Below are 17031 nucleotides of genomic sequence, written 5' to 3'. Positions count from 1 at the left end.
GTCATCGTTGAATCATCTCGGCGTAACGTCTGCACTCACCCGCCACGCAGCTCTTGGCTCCGAGCTGGGTACACCGCTCGAACAACTCCACCGCCCGATCCGTATCGCTGCGCTTTTGTGCCACCATTCCCGCCAACAGGAAAGCCTCTTGTATCGGACATCGTGCGTCCGCCACGATGACGGCCAGATGCTCGTCGGCGTCGGCCACCTGGCCTCGCTCCACCAGCACCTTGGCCAGTCGGTAACGACCCACGCAAAAGCCAGGCTGACGGGCCACCGCGTCTTGAAGCTCACGCCATGCCTTTTGGAGCTCGCCCTTGTGGAAATACGCCCACCCCAGGTTTCCCCTTGCCACGTGGGGTTCCCCGTAGGTGCCTACTTTCAGGGCGCTCAGCGCCGCACGCGCCGCGAGGTCCCAGTCCTGCAGGTTCAGGGCAGCCACGGAAAGATTGTTCCAGGCGTCCGCAAAATCGGGCTCGAGCGCAGCTGCCGCCTCGAATTCGCCCCGGGCCTTCCTGAACTCGAGCGTCGCGTCCTGACGCACGAGCTCAGCGTCTGAGCCCCGCACGCAGCTCAGAGACTCGATTTGCGCTTCAAAATCGGCACCTTGACGCAGGGCAATGATGCCGAGCATGTTATGCGCCTCGGCATTCTGGGGGTCCGCCTTGAGGGCCTGCTCGAGCTCGCCCACGGCCGCCTCCAGGCGGTTCGCCTCGTAAGAGCTGACGGCGACCTGGAAGAGCTTGTACGACTGGTCCGGGTCCCGCTTGGGCCGCGAAGCGCAGGCAAGCCCCGTCAACAGGGCGCTCGTGGTTGCCAAGGTTGCCAAAATGTTTCTCAAGCTCCCTTCTCGTTTCGCGAGAAATCTTGAGTGGTTACGGTTGATTATCGCGGCCGCGACGCTAACAGGCGCCCCGAAACCGGTCAATTGAAAAAATTGACGACGAGTGGGTTTTGTGACGCCTGGGGTGGTCTCGACTCCCCCCCCGTTACCGGTCTGCCCCATCACACACCCTGTACGTCAGCGCCCCAGATGTATTTGTGGAGCTGGAGGTTCAGTCGGGCCTGAAGCCGGTCCCGCAACATCCACGAAACGAGCTGCCGTGGATCGAGCTTCCCGTGGACGGGTGAGAGCAACACCTGGACCCGCGCGGCCAGGTCCCTCTGTTGAATGAAATCTTTGCTCCACACGTAATCAGCTTCGTCTCCCAGCACGAACTTCACGGCGTCCCTCGGGCCCAGCCCCTCGAGCGCCTTGGGATGGTTGCGGTGCGACTCCGCCGACGAGGGTGTCTTCACGTCCACGATTTTCGCGACGGCGGCAGGCAGCGCGCCCACCGGATGCGCCCCTCCCGTCTCGATCATGACGTCGAATCCCAGCGCCAGGAGACGCTCCGAGAGGGCAACGATGTCTCGCTGGAGCAGCGGCTCACCTCCTGTCAGCAAGACCAACTTGGGGCCCAGAGACTCGGCCTCGGCGACGATCTCGTCGACAGACATGTCTTTGCCGCCATGAAAGGAATAGGCGGTGTCACAATAGGTGCAGCGAAGGTCGCAGCCCGTCGTGCGAATCAAGGTGCAGGGAAGGCCCGCGTACTGCGTTTCCCCCTGGACGCTGGTGTAAATCTCGGTGATGCGCATACGGGAGCGCACCTTACAACAAGCCGCTCGCTCCCGGTATGCCCGGGGAATTCGTGGAACGATTCGGCCTTCTGGGCGTCAAACGATATACTGACTCATGGTGAACCATCTCATCGCGTACAGCGGAAACGAACCCGAACTGCTGTCGTGCGCTCTCTTCCAGGCGCGCCCGGCGCTCTACTGGAAAGACCCGTTGCACCCCGACGGCTGGGGGCTGGGCTTCGTCCAGGGCGACGAGGTGTTGCTACAGAAGCGGCCCCGCCCCGAGAGCGAAGAGGTCGACTTTTACGCCCTGACCCGTGGCATGAGGGCCGATGCGGTCGTGGGCCGCGTGGGCCTCGAGGACGGAAGCGTCGGCGCGGCAGAGAACAGCGATCCGTTCAGGTTTCGGTCGTGGCTCTTCGGGGCGATCGGCTCCGTCGAAGGATTCGACCTGGTGCGCGAGCGGCTGCTGCAGAGCGTGCCCGAGTTTCTGCGTCGAAACATCCGGGGGCGCTCGCCCGATGAGCATCTCTTTCACCTGTTCCTGGCCTTTCTGCATGACGCGGGTTTGCTCGACGTGCGCGTGCCGGAGAGCCGTCTCGTGCAGCACGCCCTGCACCAGAGCGTGGGCTTCTGTGACAAGCTGCTCTCCGCCGCCGGGGTGGCCTCTGTCCCCGACCTGGCCTTGGTGGTCACGAACGGGCGAAGCTTGGTGGCAGAGACCCGCGGGTTTCCCATGCAGTACCTCGAGGTCACGGGCGTGGGCGATTGCTCGAACTCCACCTGCCCACGGCGGCGCGGGTACACCGAAGCGCCGCGACGCGTGAGCCATCCCGACATTCGCGCCGTCGTGATCGAAGCCGACTCGAAGCTCGAGCCCCGTACGGGCTGGGCGCGGGTGCCCGAGGGCCACTCGTTGGTCGTGAACCCGGACCGCTCGCTTCGGGTGTTCCCGAACTGAGCCGACGACCTCTGCGTCAGGCGGCGCCCAGGCGTCCGGAGGGGGCAGGCTGTCCCGGGAACGGTCCGTCGTCTCCGTCAGGCTCATCTTCGTGGCCTTGCTGACGACGCAGGTAGATGAATACCGTCTGCACGATCGAGAGAACGGGTACGGCGAAGAGCGCACCCACGAGTCCATAGGTGTGTTCTCCCGCGACCAAGGCGAAGACCACCAACACGGGATGAATGCGCGCCGAGGTGCCCAAAATCTTTGGATTGAGAAAGTTTGCTTCGATGAGGTGAATGAACACGATCCAGCCCGCGACGTAAACGCCCAGCATCACGTCGAACTCGCCGCGCGACATGATGGCAATGGCGACGATCGGAATGCTCGACAAGAACGAGCCAAAGATCGGAATCAGACTCATGACCGTCGCGATGCCCGCAAGCAGCAACGGGTACTTGACCTTGAAGATCAGCAAACCCACGTAGGTGAGCCCACCGTTGATCACGCAGATCGTGAGCTGGCCCCTGATCACGCCCGACAGCCCCCGGTCGACACCGCGGGCGATGCGATCATAGTCGGAGCGATAGCTTTCGGGCACCAACGAACGAATGAACCCCCGCACCCTCTCCAAGTCGATCAGGATGAAGGCGGCCAGCATCAACACCAGTGTCAGCTTCCACAGGCCATTGACCGTGGCGGTAACGAATTTTTTCCCGTACTCGAGCGCACGGCGGGTCTCGTCCTCAGTCCCCCTGACTTTCTCCTCGAGCCAGCGCTTGATGGAGCGCTCCCAACGCCCGCCCGTCACCCGGTCCACCTCGTGGGGGCGATAGGGAGCTACCAAGTAGGTCCCCTCCTCTTCTCCCTTTCGGATCTGAAAACTCAATCGGCTGCTCAGCTCCCCCAGACGCAGCCGATACCGACCATCGGCCATTGGCTCCACAAACGTATCGTCGGGAGGAGTCCCGGGTTCCGGCGGCCGCCCGGAGATGGTCGCGGGCTCCTCGTCGCCCGCCCCGAGGTTGCGATCCACCCAGGCGCCGACGCGGGGAAGGTACTCCTGATTGACCCGTTCGAAGAGCGCTGGAGCCTCGCGAAAAAGGCGGGCGAAATCCCCTGAAAGCCGCGGGATGACGAACGAAACACCGGCGCCCAGGATCATGAGCATCACAGCGTAAAGCAAAGCCACCGCCCCCCCGCGAGACACCTGTCGCCCCCCAAGGGTGACCCGGCACATGCGATCGACCACGGGGGCCAAAAGGTAGGCCACCAGGATCGCAAATACGAAAGGCAGCGCGATGTGCCTGAAGAAATAGACCACGAAGAGGCAAAAGAGGGCGAAGCCCCAAAGCTTCGCGAACCGCTTGAACCACGCCATCACCCGCAGAGAGCGAGCTGATTCTCGCCAGGTCCCCCGGAAGGATCCGTCTTTCGGGGACGTCCCTTGCTCTTCGAAAGGCGAACGCCCGGGCGACGACCCCGCATCCGAAGGCTTTTCAGCCGTCGGTGCGTTTTCGTCTCCGGGCGTACGCTCTCGAGTCATTCGGTAGAGCCGAGCCAGGCAGAGGGTTCCAGGTTGTCTCCGGCACCCACCCGGCTCAGCTGTGCCCTTCTACTCTGTTCTCTTTACTCTTTGCTCTTCTTCGAGGCTGCGGCCAGGCCCGCCAGCTTCTCACGCATGACGTCGCCGAGCGTTGCCGTGGGCACGCCGCCGGTAAAGCCCTGCACGTCGGCCAGCTCCTCGGCGCGGCTCGCGCCGCGGAAGGACAAGCCAATCTTGCGCTCAGCCGTATCCACCGAGATGATCTCGGCCTTCAGCGTGTCACCAGGCTTGACGAAGGTCTTGGCATCCTCCACGCGCTCGTCCGAGAACTCGGACACGTGAATGAGGCCTTCGACGCCGCGCTCGATTTCCACGAAGGCACCGAAGTCGAGCACCTTGAGGACCTTGCACTCCACGATCTTGCCCGAGGTGTAGTCGTAGGGAATCCGATCCCACGGATCGGGCACGAGCTGCTTGATGCCCAAGGACACCTTCGGCTTCTCTCCGTCGAACTCGATATTGAGAACCACGGCCTCGACCTCTTCGCCTTTTTGGAAGAGCTCGGAGGGGTGCTTGACCCGCTGGGTCCAGGACAGGTCCGAGATGTGGACCAGGCCATCGATGCCCTCTTCGATCTCGACGAAGATACCGAAGTCGGCGATGTTGCGAACCGTTCCCCGTACGACCGTGCCCGGAGGGTACTTCTCCTTGAGCGTGGCGAACGGATTGGGCTCGAGCTGCTTGATGCCGAGGCTGATGCGGTTCTGCGTGGGGTCGATGTCCAGCACCACCGCTTCCACCATGTCGCCGATCGCAAAGACCTTCGACGGGTGCTTCACGCGCCGGGTCCAGGACATCTCGGAGACGTGCACCAGGCCCTCGATGCCCTGTTCGAGCTCGATGAAGGCGCCGTAATCCTTGAGCGAAACGACCTTGCCGCGCACGACCGTGCCGGGCGGGTACTTCTCGGCTGCGTTCGTCCAAGGATCCTCGCTCATCTGCTTGAGGCCCAACGAGACACGCTCCGTCTCGCTGTTGAACTTGAGCACCTTGACGCGCACGTGGTCGCCCACCTGGAAGAGCTCGGAGGGATGCGTAACGCGTCCCCACGACATATCCGTGATGTGCAGGAGGCCGTCGATGCCGCCGAGATCGATGAAGGCGCCGTACTCGGTGAGGTTCTTGACCACACCCTCGACGATCTGACCTTCCTTGATCCGGTCGAGCGTCTGCTCTTTGAGATCGGCGCGCTCTTTTTCGAGCAGCACACGACGCGAGAGCACGATGTTGCCGCGCTTCTTGTTGAACTTGATGACCTTGAAGCGGTGCTGCTGGCCAAGGTAGATGTCCAGGTTGCGCACGGGGCGCAGATCCACCTGCGAGCCGGGCAAAAAGGCCTTCACGCCGCCGCGGATCGTGACCGACAGGCCACCCTTCACGCGGGCGCTGATGGTGCCTTCGATGAGCTCGTCGCGCTCACAGGCTGCCGAAATCTCGTCCCACACCTTGAGGCGATCGGCCTTTTCCTTGGACAGGATGCAGAGTCCGTTTTCGTCCTCGCGGGCCTCGAGGAACACGTCGACTTCGTCCCCCGCCTTGACGTCCGACTTTCCCTCTGCGTCCGAAAACTCGTGCAGGGGGATGGTGCCTTCGGACTTGTAGCCGATGTCGACGACCACGAATTCCTTGCCAACCTGAATGACCCGTCCTTTGACGATGTCACCCTCCTTCAGGTTGTCTTCACGGAAGAAGTCTTCCAGCAGGGCTGCGAAGTTCTCTTCCTCGGGGAGGTTGGTCTCTTGAATTGAAGCCATATAGATCCTTGAAAGTGCGGCGTCGGCCTGCGTTGTGCCGGACGGCCGTGCGGCTTTGCCCATCCCCCGAAGGGTCACTCCGCGTCTCGAGTGCTCGAACCGAATCCACCGACCATTCGCCAGATCCGAGGGGGGCGCGAAAACTACCGTCCCGCCAGGGATATGTCAATTGGAAGCCGCAGCGTACCAGGACGCTGCATCAGGCCGAGCTGCCGAGGCGCATGGCCTCTCGAACCATGACGCGGGCTACCCGCCGCGGAGCCTGACCACGCCGACCATGCGCGCGACCACCTCGGCTGGGCCTTGGTGCCCCGTATCGATCTCGAGGGCGTCGTCGGCCCGGCGCAACGGGGCAACCGCGCGACCTGCGTCCCGTGCGTCGCGCTCCAAGATGTCCGCCAGCGTGTCGTCGACGGACACGTGCACGCCCCGGGACGCCAGCTCGGCCGCCCTTCGCTCGGCCCGCACCCGTGCATCGGCGTTCAGGTAAAACTTCGCGCGGGCGTCAGGGAAAACCACCGTCCCGGTGTCGCGCCCCTCGGCCACCACCGCGCCTCCGGCGGCCACGCGGCGTTGGAGGCCCAGCAGGGCCTCCCGAACGGGGCCGTGGGCGGAGACCCGCGAGGCGCCCTGGGAGATTTCGGGCGAACGAATCTCGTTCGTCACGTCCAGGCCATCGGCAATGATCCGCGTGCCGTACTCTTCCGCTGCCCGGTTATTCTCGAACCTCAGCTCGAGTGCGGCCGCCAGGCGCCCGAGCGATTCGGCGTCGTCCCAAGAGACGCCTCGCTGGCGTGCGACGAGCGCCACGGTCCTATAGATGGCCCCCGTGTCCAAAAACACGAAACCCAGGGTATGCGCGAGGAGGCGGGCGGTCGTGGACTTTCCCGCTCCTGCAGGGCCGTCGATGGTAACGACGAAGGGGCTCTGCGTCTCGCTCATCGGGCGGGCAACGTAGCACGCTTTTCGGGGTGGGGGCGATCCGGGTGTAAATTCAAGGGGTGCCGTCGAACACCGGAGACGATCGAAGCATCCCGCTCGCCGTGTGGGTGGTCGTGGCCCTCCACGTTGGCCTCGGGGCCTGCCGAAAAGCGCCCTCCGACGAGCCGCTCTCAGCCCCGCCCACGAGCTACGGTCCGCGGAGCCCAGGTGACGGGGTGGTGGCTCGCGTCGGCAGGGTCGCCGTTTTCCAATCGGACGTGAAACGGCAGGCAGAAGCCACGGGAGCGAGCCCGAGGGAAGCCCTCGACGTGTTGGTCACTCTGGAAGCTCTCGCCGCCCGAGCTGAAGCCCGCGGACTGGCCAACGACGAGCCGGCGCGGCTCGCCATGAAGCAAGTCATGGCTCAGCTCTACCTACAACGGGAATTTGAGACCGGAATCGGCCCCAGCGATATACCGAGGCCCGTCCTGCAGGAGGTCTATGGACGCATGAAGGACGGCTTCGTGCATTCGCGCCTCGTGCGCGTGGCCATGCTGGATCTCTACGCGTTCGAGCGGCAGGGACCAGAGCAGCGGAGCCGAGCCCGGGTCTGGGCACAAGAGCTGACCGAGGAGCTTTCGCGACGCAGCGCTCACTCTCCCGAGGCCTGGCGCTCGCTGACCCAGGAGCCGTTGTGGTCCGAGCGTCACCTCAAGCTCGGTGTGACCTGGCAGACGGATGACCAACCCTACTCGAAAACCGTGGGAGAGGCGGTCCAGAAGCTGACGGCCCCGGGAGAGATGACTCCCGTCATCGAGGACGCGGCAGGATTTCACGTTGCCCTCTACCTGGGAGAGCGGTCGGCCCGTCATACCCCGTTCGAGGAGGCCGAAGACGAGCTCCGAAGGTCGATTCTGGGGCCCTGGCGGCAACGGCACTTCATGGAAACGACCGATGAGCTCGGCCGGCAAGCACGCGTCGTGGTGACGCCTGACCCGCTCGTCAAGACCAGCTTGCGTTGAGCGTACCTGGCCCCGTCGGACCGCAGGTGTTCGTTCGCAGGGAACGGGACGGACCTTCACGGAGCTGGGTGCGGAGGGGGCAGACGCGGCCGAAGCGGCGACCTGCCCCACCCGGCGAGCCAAGGTCAGGCTTTGCGGAAACGTGACAGGGATGCTGGCAAAACGTCCAGTGCCGGGAAGGTCTGGTCGGGATGCAGCTTTTGGGCGCGGACGAGGAGATCGGCTTCCGTTTCGGGCCGCTTCGGGTCGGGCAAACAGCATTCGACCGGGCAGACAGCCTGGCATGCCTCGTGGTCGTGGAAGCCCACGCACTCGGTGCAGAGGTTCGGGTCGATGACGTAGATGTCATCGCCCTCGCTAATGGCTTCGTTCGGGCACTCGGGTTCGCAAGCGCCGCAGTTGATGCATTCTTCGGTGATATGGGTGGCCATGGGGAGATCGTGGGCGGCAGTCTAGAAACGGGCGTCGGGAAGGTCAATTCTCGAACGCTGTTTGCCTTCGAGTCCGGTGAGAAATTCCTCCGCTGAGAGCCCCCGCCTCAGGCCGAGGTGGGCACCGCCTCCGCGGAATCGGCACCTTCGGCAGGCCTCGTGTCCGTCGCGATACGGGCCTTACCGGTCTGGGAACCCCGGAGGTTCACGGCGACCAGCTTGGAGACGCCGGGCTCTTCCATCGTCACACCGCAGAGCCGGTCGGCGATCTCCATGGTCCGCTTGTTGTGCGTGATGACGATGAACTGCGAGCGGTCCGTCATCTCCCGGATGCCTTCCGAGAAGCGACCCACGTTCGCCTCATCGAGTGGCGCATCCACCTCGTCCAGGATGCAGAAAGGCGACGGCTTGACGAGGAAGATGGCGAACAGCAGAGACACGGCGGTCAGAGCCTTCTCACCGCCGGAGAGCAGCTCGATGTTTTGGCTAATCTTTTTTCCAGGCGGGTTGGCGAAAATGTCCACGCCTGTCTCCAACATGTCTTCGGGGTTGGTGAGCGATAGCTTGGCTTTTCCGCCTCCGAAGAGGTGGGGGAAAACTTCCTGGAATTTCGTATTCACCGCCTCGAACACCTCCTGGAACCGCAACCGCGAGGTTTTGTTGATCTTGTCGATCGCTGTCTCGAGCTGCGACAAAGCCGATTCGAGATCGTCCTTCTGGCTGGTGAGGAAATCGAAGCGCTTCTGGAGCGTCTCCGACTCTTCGATGGCGGTCAGGTTGATCTCCCCCATACGCTCGATGAGGCCGCGCAGCTGGTCCATGCGGTCTGCCTCTTCGTCGCCCACGGGAGGCCGGAGGTGATGGTCGTAGACGATGTCGAGAAGGACCACGTCGCGGTAGCGACCCTGGATCTGCTCCTCGATTGCGGAACGTTTGAGGCGAACCTCCTGTTGGCGAAGCGACAGCTCCGAGAGCATTTCGGTGAGCTGGTTGACCCGTTGCCGCAGGGCCCGTGTATCGGCTTCATGCCGAGCCAAGATTGAGCTGCGCTCTTCCAGGGCCCCCTGCCGCTCTGCATGCTCTCGCGCCCGCGCCTCGGCCTCCGCCATTTGCAGGGAAGCCTCCTCGCGCAGGCGCAGGGCGTCCTCGCCCAGCACGGTCGCACGCTCGGACTGCTCGCTGCCGCTCGAGGTCAGCCGCTCGACGCGCAAGGTCTGTTCCTGCGTCTCCCGGCGCAGCCGCTCGAGCGTGGCGGTCGCACTGGCCCGCTTCTCCGTCGCCGAGGAGGCCGATACCTTCAGATCGCTCAGCGCCTCGACCATTCCGTCGAGACGCTCGGCGAGTTCCATGGCCTCCGCACGCCGCGTCTCAGAATCTCGTTCGGCCTCTTCGGCTCTCACGCGCTCTTCCTCGAGCAGGGATAGCAGCTGCTCAGCGCGCTCGGCCGCCTGCGTATCGGCCTTGCGGAGATCTTCCACGCTCGCGTTCAGGCTGCGGCGGCGAGCGCCAAACTGATCGCGTTCCCGGCGAATCCGGTCGAGATCCTTGCCCACGGCCAGCTTCTCCATCTGGAGCTCCCGATCCTCCGCGAGCACGGCCTGGAGGCGGTCGACCACCTCGGCCAACTGCTGTTTGAGCGCCACGTGGCGCTCCATGGCCGCCTCGAAGTCGCGGTCGATGTTGGCCACGAGTTCCTCGAGCTCACGAATCTCGCGCTTTTGGCTCAAGATGCCGCTGGTCGCGGCCTCACGCGCTCCGCCGGTGACCACGCCCTGCGGGTCGATGACCTCGCCTTCCAAGGTCACCAGCGTGTGGTCGGTCTTCTGGTCCCGCCACAGAGACAGCGCGCGGTCCAAACTGTCCACCACGAGCACGTCGCCCAGCAGGTACGACGCCACGTTGTCGTACTGGCGGTCGTATCCCACCAGCTCGAGCAAGGGTCCCTTGATGCCTTCGCCCACGGGCCAGACGGTGGTTGCGGGCGAGTGATGCACGCCGCCTCCGCCGAGGGCGTCGAACACGACCTCGCCCGGTGCCTGCGGTGTGCGCAGGGTCATCGGGATGAAGCTGGAGCGCCCTTCGCTCCGCTCCTTGAGGTAGGAAATGGCTTCCACCCCCACCTCGTGAGACTCGACCACGATGTTCCCGAGGCGATCACCCAGCACCGCCTCGACGGCGGTCTCGAGGTCGCGTGGGGGTTGAACGATGTCGGCTACGAGGCCGCGTACGGAGCCGCCCAGAGTCCAGGGACGCGTTTCACCCACCGCGTCTTGCCCGGGCTCAGCACAGCGCTGCATGATGGCGCGCACGCCCCGCTGAAAGCTCTCGTAACGAGCCTCGATCTCGCGCAAGGACTCGAGGCGGCTGCGGCGGCGATGGGCCTCCTCACGCAGCGTCTCGAGATGCATTTCGGACCGGGATATGTCGTCCTTGAGACGACCCTGCTCCTGCTCGCCCTCGAGCTTGCGGGCGGCGAGATCCCCTTGTCGGGCCCCAATCACGCCTTGTCGCTCCTCGAGCATGACCGCTTCGACTTCCACCGCCTCGAGCTGCGAGCGAGCGTCTTCGTCTTCGGCCGAAACGGCCTCGATCCGGCGCGCGAAATCTTGACGACGGGCGGCAGCGGCTTCCGCTTCGGATTCCGCCCGCGCGATGCGCGTTCGGGCCGCCGCGGCGACCCGCGAGGCCTCTTCGACCTGCTGGCGGGCACGCGACAGCTCGCCACGAAGGCTTTCGTAAACGGATTCCTGCTCAGCGTAGACGGCCTGCGCCTGCTCGGCTTCGTCCGCCAGCGATGACAGCTGAAACTCCAGCTCGGCGATCGCCTCACGGTTCTCTTCGATGCGCGCCCGGAGCTCCTCCACTTCGCGCGAAGCGCTCTCGGCCTGTTCGGTCAGGCGACGGGCTTCGTCTTCGTAGTGTTGAGCCCGCTGCATGCCGAGCTGGGCTTTGTTCGACAGCTCGAAAAGCGCATCTTTCGCAGCTGAAAGCTCAGCCGACTCCCCCGACAGGAGCAAACGCTCGGCCCCGATTTGAGCCTCATCGGCCTCGAGCGTCCGCGCCTTGTCCTCGTGTTCGGCACCCAGCTCCTCACGGTTGGCAGTGAGGGTCTTGTCCTCCGCCCAGTGTCCGAGGAAGCGGTGCGAAGCCTCCCACAGCTCGAGGTCTCGCAGCTCACCCTTGTACTTCTTGTACCGCTCGGCCTTCTGCGCCTGCAGACGCAAAGACCGAAGCCGGCTGTCGAGCTCACCGATGATGTCGGAGACCCGCAGCAGGTGCTGTCGCGTGGACTCCATGCGACGCTCAGCCTGTTTCTTCTTGGCCTTGTACTTCGTGATGCCAGCCGCTTCGTCGATGAGCGTTCGGCGATCTTCGGGCTTCGAGGACACGATGAACCCCACCCGTCCCTGCTCGATGATGGAGTAGGCCTTCGTGCCCACGCCCGTGCCCAGAAAGAAGTCGACGATGTCGCGCAAACGACAAGGCACCCCTCCGAGCAGGTACTCGCTGGTGCCGTCCCGATGAAGGCGACGGGTGATCACGATCTCTTCGGGCCCCGTGACCCCCCAGGGCACGCCCCCCGGGGCGGCGTCCGAGGCAATGTGGCGGGCGTCGAAGGTCAAGGACACCTCGGCCAGCCCTGCAGGGCCCCGGGACTCCGAGCCTGCAAAGATGACGTCTTCCATGGCGCGGCCCCGCAGGTGCTTGGCGGACTGCTCGCCCATGCACCAACGGATCGCGTCGACGATGTTCGACTTTCCACAGCCGTTCGGGCCTACGATGGCCGTGATCGGGTCGGGGAAGGTGACGACCGTGCGGTCGACGAAGGATTTGAAGCCCGTGATCTCGAGTTTTTTTATTTTCATCGGGGCCCGCGTTGGTGGTGAGGAGGGTGTGTCGGCCGAACGAGGCCGTGACCATATATGACCATACCGGTCACGCCATGGCCTTAGGTAACACCCCCGGGCGCTTCCTGTAAAGAGCGGACACGCGTTCTGGGGAAGTTCGCGTGCTGACTGCCGCTTTGCTCCAAGCTTTGCTATTTTGGGCGCCGCCATGGAGTCCCCGACGTCCGATCTGGTTTCCTTAATAATCGTTGCGACTGGGGTATTGGGATCCGGCGCGGCTGCGTACTTCGTTGCCAAGCGAGCCCGGGCCGCACGCCGCCGACAGATCGAGGAATCCGAGCCAAAATCGGTCAGCCGTCGCGGGCGAAACCTCGAGGCTCTGTTGGACGACGAAGCGGAAGCCCCACGTGAGGCAGATGCCCCCGCGGACGCTGCGCCTACGGAGGCACAGCCAGAACCTCCCGGAAGGGGCGTGCCCTTTCCTGGCCCGGCGCCCGGGATGCCCCGGAACGAGCTGCCGCTCGATAAACCGCGTCCCCCGACCGCCCCTGAAGCCCCGGCCCAGCCCAAGTCGGAAAAGGCCCTCAAACAAGGCCTCGCGCGGACCCGCTCGACCTGGGTGGCCCGGCTCGGACAGATCTTCGCCGGGAAAAAAGAGCTCGACCCCGGCATCGTCGAGGAGATCGAGCGGGTCTTGCTGACGGCAGACATCGGCGTCAAGACCGCACAACGGTTGATGGACGAGCTCCGAACCTCGCTGTCCCGCAAGGAGCTGACGGACAACGACGCGGTGTGGGCGTTCCTCAAGGCCCGAACGGCCGAAATCCTGTCCGTGGATGCACCTGCGTTCGAGCCGTCACGGGTCAAGCCCTTCGTCCTCCTGGTGATCGGGGTGAACGGCACGGGAAAAACCACCACCATTGGCAAACTGGCGGCCAAGCTCACGGCCGAAGGCAGAAAGGTGCTTTTGGCGGCGGGAGACACCTTCAGGGCGGCAGCCGTCGAGCAACTCGAGGTGTGGGGACAAAGAACCAGGTGCCCCGTCGTGAAGGGCAAGGAAGGCGCCGATCCGTCCTCCGTGCTCTTCGAGGGCATCAAGCGCGCCCAAGCCGAAGGCATGGACGTGGTCATCGCCGACACCGCCGGCCGGCTTCACACGAAGACCGACCTCATGGACGAACTGCAAAAGGTCGGACGGGTGCTGGGCAAGGCGATGGACGGCGCGCCCCACGAAACGTGGCTGGTGCTTGATTCCACCAGCGGGCAGAACGCCATTTCGCAGGCCCAGATCTTCACCCAGGCAATGAAGGTCACGGGCATCGTGCTGACGAAGCTGGACGGCACGGCCAAAGGGGGCGTGATCTTGGGCATCGCGGACCAACTCAAGATCCCCGTGCGCTTCATCGGGGTGGGAGAACGCGTGGAAGACTTGAGGAACTTTGACGTACACGAGTTCGTCGACGCTCTATACGATCGCGATGAATGCGAAGCGCCCGAGGCCGGGGCAGCGTCCTGAGGCAGAGTGCAGAGGCAGCCAAGGGCCTCGCGGGCCCACGATTTTTGACCTTTGCGGGCCGCGATTCGACACCTTCTGACGAGAGCATGAACCCCACGCTTCCCTCGCGATACCTACCTGTGGCATTGTAGGCCGTCGCGCCCGTCACCGAAGCCATTTTAATTGTTTGTGGATCGGTGTCCGTGATATAGTGCGACATCTTTAGTTTCGCCTTAACCTCTTGAAACTACTTCCGTTTTTGCCACCCAGAGTGGACGTTCAGCACTTCTGGGTATCGCTGGCAACTCCAGGCAAACAGGACCCACACAGGGAAAACATGAGGCGACATTCATCTGGCCTGTTCTTTCTCACGGCCTTCGTTTGGGGCATCACCTTCCACCCCGCCCCCGCACGAGCTCAAGGCGCAGAACCTGCTCCCATCGAGTCTACCGGCGGCGCTCGCAATGACGAGCCCGACCTTGGAGCGGACCCTCTGGGCGACGATCCCTTGCTCGACAGCCAGCCTCGGACCCAGGCACCTGCCAAGGCTGAGGACGGACAGTCCACCCGCGCGACGGCCACGGATATCGTGGTCGTGCAGCGGCGACCGTTCTTGAAGTCGGGTCGGCTCGAGCTGCAGCCTCTCACGGGCGTGTCCGTGAACGACACACTGATTCGGCACTGGGCGTTCGGGGGTGACCTGAACTACTTCCTGAGCGAAGTCTTCGCCGTGGGCCTTCAGGGCATGTATTTCCTCAAGGAGCGGACCGAGCGCGAAGGCCTCGTGGGCCTGCAGTACAACCGCATTGCCACGCTGAACAAGTACATCTGGACGGCGGCATTGAACTTCACGTACCTGCCCGCGTACGGGAAGTTTACTGTCTTCAACCGCCATCTGATGCACTGGGAAGGGTTCGTTTCGGGAGGCGTGGGCATGACCCAAACCGAAATCATCCCACGCAAGGGGGGGGACGAAACGTTCTCGACCAACGCCATCACGGCCAATGTGGGCGTGGGCGGTCGGCTCTACGTCCTCGACTGGCTGACGCTGAACGTGGCGCTGCGAGACTTTGTGTTCAACGACAAGTTCGAGCCCACCAACCGTGGCAATGAGCCGATCAATCAGGTGAAGAACAACGCCGAGGATCAGTTCGTTCACAACCTCATGTTGTACGTAGGGGTCGGCTTCTACCTGCCGCCCTCCTTCGATTACCGTACCCCCCGTTAAGGCCCGCGGAGTTCGACACATGAAAAAGTCACTGCTCGCCTTCACGCTGGCGTCCGTCCTCCCCGCTTCCCTCCTCCTGCTGACGCCAGACGTGGCTTCAGCTCAAGAGCTTGCCGATCGAAAGGGCCCCCTCGAGGGAGCGCCTGCCGTTCGCCAACGAGCGGAGCTCCTTGCCCAGCGCTTCGAAATGGGCGCTGGTTTGGGAAGCTCTCTCGCTGCGGACTTCTACAACGCCTTGTTCGTGAATCTGCGGCTTGCCTTCCATCTGAACGATTGGCTGGCCATCTCAGGGACGCTCGGCCACAATCTCACGCCCGATTTCAAGACCGGCCTCACCGACAATCTCGAAAAGAGCCTGAAGGCGCGGATGGCCGACGACCGGGCCCCCAGCGCAGAGAACGCCCTGGGCTCGATGAACAAGATGAGCCAGGTGTTCGGGCTTCACGCGGAAATCACCCCCATCACCGGCAAACTCTCTCTGTTTGGTAAGTGGTTCGCTGCTTACGACGTCTATGCCCTGGCGGGCCTGGGCGGCGCGAACTTCGCGGCCGACAAAGACGAATGCGCCATGCCAGCTGCCGCCTCTTGCCCCGACGTGGGGACCAAGCTGGGCGGAAGTCTGGGTCTGGGCATGCATGCCTTCATCAAGGACTTCCTGGCCGTGAACCTGGAGGTCAAGGATGTGGTCGTGAACACGAACCGGGCGGGCCAGGACGTGAACGCCGATAGCTTCGTGGACGACAAAGACCACGAACTCACGCACAACTACATCCTGGGCCTGAACCTCACGGTCTTCTTCCCCACAATGCCCAAGATCTCCGATTAGCGCGGACTTCGGGTCGAGTGGTGGGCGCCGGGTGCCTTCGTGCTCGGCGCCTTGTTCGTTTCGAACTATCGAAGCGGGAGCCGAGCGTCCCAGTCAGGATGCGAGACGCCAGGGTAAATCGAGTCCGTCGAGCACGATGGCCCTCCGCTCCTCGCGAAGGGCGGCTTTGCGGGCGAGGGTCTCTCGCCAAACGGTCTGCAGCATCTTGAGTTCACGACCGGAGGCCCCCCGGGCCTGCCGCGCGCGGATCGCACGGTCGAGGCGCTCCAGGCTCGCACGAACCTGGAGCTCAGTAGCTGCCACCTCGGCGAGCCGGCGGGACGAGGGCGTATCTTGCGCGTGAAGGAGCGCCTCTTTGGCGGCCACCGCTCGGTCCCACCGTGACAGGGCGTCATCGTGAGTCTGGGTCTGTCTCAGCAGGTCCTCCAGGCGTTGCTGCAGGGTCTTGCGGCTGCGCTCGATTCGTTTGCGCTCGTCCTGAGCGCGATGCAAGGCTGCCATTCCCACCTCGTGCTTGTCCTCGGCCGTTCCCAGCACGGAGTTGTAAATCGCGTACCACCCCGCGCTGCTGAGGCGTTCGAGTTCGTGCAGGATCTCCCGCTCGGCCTCCGAGAGCGCCTGGGCACGGTCGTCGAGCGCCCTCAGCTCTTCCAGCGTCTGAGCCAGATGGCGACGCGCCCGCTCGACATCGGCAAGCGCCTGCCCCGCCCGCACCAACTCCTCATCGAGCCGCTCGAACTCGGTTTTGCGAAACAGCATCGCTTCACCTCATCGGCTGTCACGGTCGGTTCTTGTGACCTTACAAGGTCGAGCCGCTCCATCCGCCCCGATCAGGCATCGAGCCCCCTTGCTCAGGGGCAAGGTGTCTTGGCAGGGCCGGCGACGAGCAGGCGACAAATGAGGGGACTCTTCTCCTCGGGCGTCTCGTAGTGGAGCTCGATGCGGTCTCCAGGCTCGCCGTCGAGCAGGCCCGTTGCGTAGGTGCCCGTTTCAGAGGCCCGTGTGATCACGCCCTCCCCAACCGAAGCGTTAAAGACATAGACCCGCGCGTTCTTGAGGGCATCGCTGGGCCCCCCGGATACCTGCCAGACCTGTCGCGTAGCGCCCGTGCCGTCGGTGACTTGCACCGACTCGAAGGTGGGGTCGCCAGGCGGAGGAACAGGAATGAAGTTGGCATTGCACCCCACGAGCCCCAGGGCTGCCCCTACGAGGCCGAAGAGCCCGAGGCCGCTCCGACGCTTCATAGACGCGTCGCGCTGAAGATACCCGATCGCTTGCATGAGAAACTCTGTGAAGGGACAAAGCAAAGACGGAACCAAACCAATACGATGTTG

The 17031-nt window shown here is 63.9% G+C and carries 14 protein-coding genes; 5 read left to right on the top strand and 9 right to left on the bottom strand.

The genetic code is table 11. From position 1 onward, the window contains the following. Position 1 precedes the first annotated feature (1 nt). Positions 2-820, bottom strand: coding sequence for a tetratricopeptide repeat protein (locus KA712_22480; GenBank protein ID MCG5055734.1), 819 nt, complete (start codon positions 818-820; stop codon positions 2-4). Positions 821-1005: 185 nt separating this feature from the next. After that, positions 1006-1641: a 7-carboxy-7-deazaguanine synthase QueE gene (locus tag KA712_22475; protein ID MCG5055733.1), complete on the bottom strand. Its 636-nt coding sequence runs from the start codon at positions 1639-1641 to the stop codon at positions 1006-1008. A gap of 97 nt (positions 1642-1738) precedes the next feature. Between KA712_22475 and KA712_22470 the strand changes: the two genes are divergently transcribed. After that, on the top strand, positions 1739-2584 hold the full coding sequence (locus KA712_22470; protein ID MCG5055732.1) for a hypothetical protein: 846 nt from the start codon (positions 1739-1741) through the stop codon (positions 2582-2584). Between the two features lie 16 nt (positions 2585-2600). Here the strand turns inward: KA712_22470 and KA712_22465 are convergent, their stop codons facing one another. The 3 genes from KA712_22465 to cmk all read right to left on the bottom strand — a co-directional run bounded on the left by KA712_22465 (position 2601) and on the right by cmk (position 6868). Then, positions 2601-3947 (bottom strand): AI-2E family transporter, encoded by a 1347-nt coding sequence (locus tag KA712_22465; protein MCG5055731.1) that lies wholly within the window; start codon positions 3945-3947, stop codon positions 2601-2603. 248 nt (positions 3948-4195) lie between these two features. Next, a complete protein-coding gene (locus KA712_22460; GenBank protein ID MCG5055730.1) occupies positions 4196-5926 on the bottom strand; it encodes a 30S ribosomal protein S1 in 1731 nt (576 codons plus the stop codon). A 246-nt stretch (positions 5927-6172) separates the two neighbouring features. Then, positions 6173-6868 (bottom strand): (d)CMP kinase, encoded by a 696-nt coding sequence (gene cmk, locus KA712_22455; protein MCG5055729.1) that lies wholly within the window; start codon positions 6866-6868, stop codon positions 6173-6175. 59 nt (positions 6869-6927) lie between these two features. Here cmk and KA712_22450 point away from each other — a divergent pair, with 59 nt between their 5' ends. Continuing rightward, the gene (locus tag KA712_22450; protein MCG5055728.1) at positions 6928-7869 is read left to right on the top strand and encodes a peptidyl-prolyl cis-trans isomerase; all 942 of its coding nucleotides are present in this window, start codon (positions 6928-6930) and stop codon (positions 7867-7869) included. Positions 7870-7994: 125 nt separating this feature from the next. Here KA712_22450 and KA712_22445 read toward each other — a convergent pair whose 3' ends face one another. Further along, complete coding sequence (locus KA712_22445) at positions 7995-8300, bottom strand: YfhL family 4Fe-4S dicluster ferredoxin (GenBank protein ID MCG5055727.1); 306 nt, start codon at positions 8298-8300, stop codon at positions 7995-7997. Positions 8301-8407: 107 nt separating this feature from the next. Continuing rightward, positions 8408-12166, bottom strand: coding sequence for a chromosome segregation protein SMC (gene smc, locus KA712_22440; protein ID MCG5055726.1), 3759 nt, complete (start codon positions 12164-12166; stop codon positions 8408-8410). A gap of 481 nt (positions 12167-12647) precedes the next feature. On the opposite strand from smc, the gene ftsY reads away from it, so the two are divergent. The 3 genes from ftsY to KA712_22425 all read left to right on the top strand — a co-directional run bounded on the left by ftsY (position 12648) and on the right by KA712_22425 (position 15697). Beyond that, on the top strand, positions 12648-13664 hold the full coding sequence (ftsY, locus tag KA712_22435) for a signal recognition particle-docking protein FtsY (GenBank protein ID MCG5055725.1): 1017 nt from the start codon (positions 12648-12650) through the stop codon (positions 13662-13664). Positions 13665-13980: 316 nt separating this feature from the next. Further along, on the top strand, positions 13981-14871 hold the full coding sequence (locus KA712_22430) for an outer membrane beta-barrel domain-containing protein (protein ID MCG5055724.1): 891 nt from the start codon (positions 13981-13983) through the stop codon (positions 14869-14871). Between the two features lie 19 nt (positions 14872-14890). Further along, positions 14891-15697: an outer membrane beta-barrel domain-containing protein gene (locus tag KA712_22425; protein MCG5055723.1), complete on the top strand. Its 807-nt coding sequence runs from the start codon at positions 14891-14893 to the stop codon at positions 15695-15697. Between the two features lie 93 nt (positions 15698-15790). Here KA712_22425 and KA712_22420 read toward each other — a convergent pair whose 3' ends face one another. Both KA712_22420 and KA712_22415 read right to left on the bottom strand, forming a co-directional pair. Continuing rightward, on the bottom strand, positions 15791-16456 hold the full coding sequence (locus KA712_22420; protein ID MCG5055722.1) for a hypothetical protein: 666 nt from the start codon (positions 16454-16456) through the stop codon (positions 15791-15793). Between the two features lie 92 nt (positions 16457-16548). After that, a complete protein-coding gene (locus KA712_22415; GenBank protein ID MCG5055721.1) occupies positions 16549-16977 on the bottom strand; it encodes a hypothetical protein in 429 nt (142 codons plus the stop codon). Positions 16978-17031 lie beyond the last annotated feature (54 nt).

Source organism: Myxococcales bacterium, assembly GCA_022184915.1.
Classification (GTDB): domain Bacteria; phylum Myxococcota_A; class Polyangia; order Fen-1088; family Fen-1088; genus JAGTJU01.
The sequence above is the reverse complement of the archived record's forward strand: the minus strand, read 5'-3'. Positions and strand labels throughout refer to the sequence as shown.